This is a genomic window from Fulvivirga kasyanovii (genome assembly GCF_009711405.1).
Taxonomy (GTDB): Bacteria; Bacteroidota; Bacteroidia; order Cytophagales; family Cyclobacteriaceae; genus Fulvivirga; species Fulvivirga kasyanovii.
In genome coordinates this window covers 1-6,765 of sequence record NZ_SMLW01000354.1, presented here as the reverse complement: position 1 = coordinate 6,765, position 6,765 = coordinate 1, and the positions used below count along the sequence as shown (strand labels likewise).

The 6,765-nt window shown below is 44.5% G+C and carries 6 protein-coding genes; 2 read left to right on the top strand and 4 right to left on the bottom strand.

Annotated features, from left to right (window positions below):
- Both E1163_RS03710 and E1163_RS03705 read left to right on the top strand, forming a co-directional pair.
- Positions 1–1,279 (top strand): M16 family metallopeptidase (locus E1163_RS03710; protein ID WP_155169580.1); only part of this gene is annotated, 1,279 nt, incomplete at its 5' end.
- A 5-nt stretch (positions 1,280–1,284) separates the two neighbouring features.
- Positions 1,285–2,673 (top strand): M16 family metallopeptidase, encoded by a 1,389-nt coding sequence (locus E1163_RS03705; RefSeq protein WP_155169578.1) that lies wholly within the window; start codon positions 1,285–1,287, stop codon positions 2,671–2,673.
- A 179-nt stretch (positions 2,674–2,852) separates the two neighbouring features.
- Here E1163_RS03705 and E1163_RS03700 read toward each other — a convergent pair whose 3' ends face one another.
- The 4 genes from E1163_RS03700 to E1163_RS30385 all read right to left on the bottom strand — a co-directional run.
- Positions 2,853–4,781 carry an AAA domain-containing protein gene (locus tag E1163_RS03700; protein ID WP_155169576.1) on the bottom strand — a complete coding sequence of 643 codons (1,929 nt, stop codon included), beginning with the start codon at positions 4,779–4,781 and terminating at the stop codon, positions 2,853–2,855.
- Positions 4,782–4,847: 66 nt separating this feature from the next.
- Positions 4,848–5,300 (bottom strand): hypothetical protein, encoded by a 453-nt coding sequence (locus tag E1163_RS03695; RefSeq protein WP_155169574.1) that lies wholly within the window; start codon positions 5,298–5,300, stop codon positions 4,848–4,850.
- 63 nt (positions 5,301–5,363) lie between these two features.
- The gene (locus E1163_RS31505) at positions 5,364–6,173 is read right to left on the bottom strand and encodes a helix-turn-helix domain-containing protein (protein ID WP_155169572.1); all 810 of its coding nucleotides are present in this window, start codon (positions 6,171–6,173) and stop codon (positions 5,364–5,366) included.
- A 15-nt stretch (positions 6,174–6,188) separates the two neighbouring features.
- The coding region (locus tag E1163_RS30385; protein ID WP_185155949.1) for a hypothetical protein at positions 6,189–6,765 on the bottom strand (577 nt) is incomplete at its 5' end.

Sequence of the window (6,765 nt, the reverse complement as noted above, 5' to 3'; positions counted from 1 at the left end):
ACCTGTAGAATACTACAAGTTGGATAACGGGCTTAAGGTTATATTATCCCCAGACAAAACCGCGCCCACAGCAATTGTTGCTGTTTACTATAACATAGGTTTCCGGATCGAGCCACGAGACAGGACCGGGTTTGCCCACCTTTTCGAGCACATGATGTTCCAGGGTTCCAAAAACCTTGGAAAAATGGAATTTATAAAGCTGGTGCAGCAAAACGGAGGTGTGTTAAATGGCTCCACACGTTTTGATTTTACCAACTATTTCGAAATAGTGCCTTCCCATAAACTTGAAACCATGCTTTGGGCAGAGGCGGACAGAATGAAGGGACTGGACATAACCCAGGAAAACCTCACCAATCAGCAGGGCGTAGTTAAAAATGAGGTAAAGGTAAATGTACTGAACCAGCCCTACGGTGGATTTCCATGGCTGGATATGCCGCAATATGCCAATGAAAACTGGTACAATGCACACAACTTCTATGGCGACGTGGAAGATCTGGATGCCGCCAATCTTGAAGATGTTCAGAAGTTTTTTGACACTTACTATGCTCCCAATAACGCTGCTTTGGCCGTGGTAGGTGACTTTGAAACCGAAGAAGTAAAGCAGTGGATCGAAAAATACTTTGCCCCTATCCCCTCTTCAGAATTACCTGCTTTACCGGACATCTCTGAACCCAAGCAAACCCAGGAAAAGAAATTTGTTAAGGATGACGCACTGGCCAATAAGCCAGCTATTGCAGTGGCCTACAAAATGCCCAAAAAAAATACCCCCGAATATTACGCCATGGGCCTGCTTGATCAGATACTGGTACAAGGCGACAACAGTTTGCTCACCAGGGAACTGGTAAAAGACAAAGGCTATACCTCAAGTGTAAGCGGTGGCATCAACTATCTGGGCAATATGTTTAACTACAATGGCCCTATGCTGTGGATGTTTAACCTGACCTATGACAATGACACTCCTCAGGATTCCATCATGGCTTCCGTGGATCAGGTGATCAGTAATGTGACGGATGGCGTGAGCCAGGAAATGATCGACCAGGCTATTGTTAAGATGAGGTCGCAGCTATATGACAATATCGGCGGATCGTTTGGTTTGGGAAGGGCCGACTTGCTGGCTTCTTTTGCCCTGTTTGAGGACAACCCGGCAAAGATCAATGAGTTGGAGAGCGAATTTAAGAAAGTAACTCCCGAACTGATCAAGAAAACGGCTGAAGAGTACCTGAGAAGTACCAACAGAACCATTTTAACTGTCAACCCTCTGGCTAAAACTGAAAAATAAGCGCTATGAAAACAATAGGAATATATATTACCGGATTACTATTACTCACTTTTACCGCTTTCGCACAGGAAAAGGAAACGCCTCCTCCCGGTGGCCAGCCCAAAGATTTTGCTCTGCCCGACAGACAAACTGTAAAGCTGGATAACGGACTGGAACTGGTCATGGTCCCTTATGGTGCCGTACCTAAGGCCACGATCAACATTACGGTGAAAACCGGAAATATCCATGAAGGCGAAAACGAGGTTTGGCTGGCAGATCTGGTAGGCGACCTGATGGAAGAAGGAAGCACCAGCATGACTTCAAAGGAAATAGCTGATAAAATGGCAGGAATGGGTGGCAACCTCAACATCGGTGTAGGTGCGCATACCACTTCACTGTCATCTTCGGTACTTTATGAGTTTACACCGGAAGCCATAAAAGTTATGGCTGATGTATTGAAGAACCCCAAGTTTCCTGCCAGCGAAATGGACAGGTTGAAAAACGACATGAAAAGGCAGCTCAGCGTTACCTTGTCACGTCCGCAACCCAAGGCGAGCAAGGCATTTTATGCCCAGCTTTATCCTGATCACCCCTATGGCAGGATCTATCCGTCAGAAGACATGATCAGCAGCTATAGTGTTGATATGGTCAAAGAGCACTACAATGAACACTTCGGTGCCCAACGCACCACGGTGTATGTAGCCGGTAAGTTTAATGCCGCTGCTGTAGAAAAGGCAGTAAAAGAAGCTTTTGCTGGCTGGAAGAAAGGCCCTGCGCCAGAGTACACACCGGCTACCCCAAGTCAGGGCGGCAAAGTTACTGTTCTGGACCGACCTGACGCCCCTCAATCTACCATCATGATCGGACTGCCTGTACCTGACCCGTCAAGCTCAGATTATATCGCTCTTGATGTGATGAACTCCCTGCTCGGCGGGTCGTTTGGCTCCAGGATCACCAGTAACATTCGTGAAGATAAAGGATACACCTATTCACCCTTCAGTACGATCAACGACAGGTATAAATCTGCCATCTGGTATGAACAGGCTGATGTGACCACCGAATTTACAGGACCTTCACTACAGGAGATCACCAAGGAAATTGACAGGCTGCAAAAGGAAGCTCCTTCGAAGGAGGAATTGAAAGGTATCCAGAACTATGAGGCCGGGGTATTTGTGTTACAAAACTCTACACCATCCGGCATCATCGGCCAGCTTGTTTACCTTGACATTTATGATCTTGATGAATCATTTCTCACCAACAAGGTGAAGAACATTTATGCTGTTACCCCGGAAAAGGTCCAGGAAATGGCGCAAAAATATATCAAGCCCGAAGATATGACACTCGTTATCGTAGGCGACAAGAAAGTGATTGACCAGCAGATCAAAGACTACGAAAAATCGATCAAGGATTATTGATCTTATGTATAATCAGGTTTCCGAAGCTTTAAGGTGCTTCGGAAACCTGAATTTTCTTAACACCTGCTTTACTAAGCCTTTAAGGATTAGTAAAGCTATACAAGTCCCACCCCATAAACCTGGCTATAAAAACTAATGTCCGGACAATAGACATCCCGGGTACGCTACTTCACAAACTTCTAATACATCAACTCAAAAGCACTCCTGTAAGCGCCGATTTCATTGACATAGTAGAGGAAGGCGGCATAGAATTCGTGTTGGCCGATGGTGGCACTGTCACCGATGATCACGAGTTTCTTTTTTGCCCTGGTGATAGCGACGTTCATTCTCCGGGTGTTGGAAAGAAACCCTATTTCACCTTTTTCATTGGATCGCACCAGGGAGATGTAAATAATATCCCGTTCCTGCCCCTGGAATGAGTCCACAGTGTTCACGCCAAGTTTACCCTGAATATGCTCTTCCAACGCTCCCGGTTGCATCATCATGTCCTGAAGCAGGGAAACCTGGGCTTTATAGGGGGCTATAACACCTATATCTGCCACTTCATTCCATTTACCTAGTGCTTCAACCTGCTCTACATAATCTTTAAAATGCTTGAGCAGCAATAGCGCCTCCTCTTTATTGAAAGAACTTCGGGTCTCCGGGTCTACCTCTTCAAAATAGCCGCATCCGGCTGTATCTATAAACTCTACAGACAAGTCTTCAGGGAATATCTTCCAGTGGGCTACTGCCTCATTGGCTACCAACTGATCTTTATAAAATATCCGGCTTGAGAAGTTCATGATAGCCTCATTCATCCGGTACTGCTCTTTCAGCATTACATCCGCCTTATTGCCTTTGATAGCCTTTTCAAAAAGCGTTACTTCTAATCCGTTACGGGCAGCTTCCAGTGATCGTATCGTTGGTGGCAACTGGCAATGGTCTCCGGCGAAGATCACCCGCTCTGACCGGATAATGGGTATCCAGGAAGCCGGCTCCAGAGCCTGGGCAGCTTCGTCAATAAATACTGTATCGAACTTCATGCCTTTGAGCACCGAATTGCTGGCACCCACCATAGTACAGGCTATGACCTGTGACCGGGCAATGATGTCATGCATGATGAAAAACTCCAGGTGCTCAGCTTCATGGCGCAACTCCCGCGCTTCTGCCATCAACCGCTTCCTCTGCTCCCGCTCCGAATGGCCGAAATTGCGCTTATACTTCTGTCCCATCGCTTTATACTCCTCAGCCTGCCTGCGAAGGGACTTCAATGTTTTATAATCAGGATGGTGCGTAATGCGTGCATCCAGGGTTTTGCTCAGGGTTTCCTCCGTTACCCGGGCAGGGTGTCCGATGCGAAGCACATTGATGCCCTGCTCTCCCAACCGGTCTGCCAGCAAGTCTACAGCGGCATTGCTTGGGGCGCAAACCAGTGTCTGCGTTTCTGATTTCAGGGTTTCCAGAATGGCTTGAATCAACGTGGTGGTCTTACCTGTACCCGGAGGGCCGTGGATAATAGCTACGTCAGAGGCACTCAGCACTTTATTCAAGGCATCATTCTGACTATCATTCAAACCAGCGATTTTAACCGTTTTCCTGCTTTCAAACCTGGCTTCACTATCTCCAAGAAGTATTTTCTTTAGCTCGACCAGCCGCTCATCCTTGGTTTTGATCAGATGTTTAACGGCCTTTTCCATTTCCCTGTAGGCATTTTCATCAAAGAGCAACTGCACGCCCAGTTGTCCATCGTGAATCCAGTCGGGAATATCATTATTGTTTAAAGTAACGAGCATCTCCTGCTTACTGACGTAGTTTACCACACCATTTACGGCATCGCGGGATTCCTCATTGCTGTAGGCATTGGAAAACAGACTAACCAGCTTACCCGATTGAAAGAGGTGCGAATCGGTATGTTCAGGAGGGCGTGATACCTTTACAAGCAGACGGTCACCACTGTCAAATTTTGTTTTCTCCAGATTTACGGGATACCAGCAAACGCCCTGTTTCCGGCGCTCAGCCAGTGAGGTCCCTATCATTTTGCGTTTGTATTGGAGTAAATCCTCTTCCTTTTCCTGCTCCAACAGCACCAGCAACTGCTTTAATCCTTCCTGAATATCCTTTCCTGCCATAAAATTATATTAAACGGCAAAGGTAAGGGATTTTAAACAAGTTCAAGTGGCACAGCAAACACTTGCTTAAGCCAATTGGCCCATACGCCCCGAAAGTTTTAACCCGGAGTATATATTCATACCAATCAGGATCAAATTGAACAGACCAAAACATAATTCGGCTATTTGGGCATACATAAAAACCTGATCTACAGACTGATAGTTAGCCCGGTAATAAAGAAAAACTGCTAGTGTAACCAGGACAATCCCATTGACCATAACTATTTTCATTCGTTGCTTTTTTTGCTTTACCAGCACATTATCGGATGCTGCCGCCAGCTTATTGCCGCTGATCGCCAGTGCCGGCATGGAAAACAAAAGTAGCGGCAGAAATCTGAAAATACCGGTTTTGACGCTTATGATCAATTCTTCATCCCCGTGCAGTTCAGCCACCAACGACACGGAAAAGAACATCACAATGGTAATAGTCGCAACAGTAGTGGCTGCAAGATGAGTTTTTATAAGATTTTTGCGTTTCATGTGCTAAATTTTGATAGTTGGAATACTTAAAAAACTTACTCAAATTTAGCATGCAGCAGGACGCTAAAATTGTAAAAACCGGAAGTCCGGCATATCTTTCCTTAGCCGTTTTGGGGATTTGCCTGTAATGCGTTTTAAAGTCTTAATAAAGTGAGCCTGGTCACAATAACTACTATCATGCGAAATATTAGTAAGTGTACTATCTGAGAATTTCATTTTATAAATAGCGCATTTTAATCTGACAAGGTCAATATACTCTTTTGGAGCGCAGCCAATTGACTTATGAAACCAACTGCGTAAAGTACGGTCGGTGACTTTAAGTTTACTCGCCACTTGCTTTAGGCTTACTTCGCCAGAGTATTCTTCAATTACCTCCAGGGCTCCTGAAATAATGGAAAGATCCTTTACCAATAAACTGTCAAGAAAAGTCTGTTCGATCACTTTAAACATCTGATCCGGAGTAGCGCAATTTTCAATTTCGTCCTGAAATCCCATGGCTTTATTTTGAAACAGTTCCTGAGTGTTTATCAACCAGTCCATCTCCTCTATCGGCTCATCGGTAAGGTGTGCCAGTATATGCGGCCTGGCATGTGCTCCTATTATCTTCACCCTGTCCGTTTGAGGCTTCACAGTTATGTTATGGGCAGATATCCTTGATATTACCATTTTAACAGTTCGGGATTCTCCCAAATCATGATTGGTTACCAAAAAAGGATGATCAAAAAAATACCCAAAAGTGATCCTGGGGAAAGGAATAACATATTCCTCGGCAAGTATCAAATCCTCCACCGGGATATTGATATAGAAATAATAATCCACCAGCGTGGACAAATGATGATTATCAGGTGCTTTGGTTATAAAATTGTTTGTCACTAAAACCGGCTAAATTTATTCTTCAATCTCTACCTGTAGCAATTTAAAACGGTTGGTCTCCATGACCAAAACAGACCGGAGTATTTCTACATCAAATTCAGACTTGATCATAAAAAATGTGTACTTATCATCACTCACAAAGGCTTCGACGGTTACAAAATTAAACTTCTCTTTCGGGTACTTCTGCTCGTAGCTTCTTTCAAGCTCCAGCGACTCATTTATCCATGGTGCATAGGGCTCAATATCATCAGCATCCATAAGCACCACCTTATAATTTTTCAATTGGACAATAAGCCCTTCATACAACATATCAAGCTGTATGGAAGGATCATTTATATTTTGAAACCATTCCGGGTAAAGGTATTTGATCTTTTTATTGAGCAGGAAATTTGCATAATCAAACGTTTCATTTACATACTCCTGTTTAACCCATTCCCTTTCGGTAGACTTATCAATATAGGTTGTGGCACGTATACATATCTTTGCATTCAACTTGCCGGTGGTAAGCTCCCGTTCTACGACAAAGGTTGAGTCAATACGTCTGTAATAATTGCCGGTAGGATATTGGACAGCTTTTATGGTATAGTAATAA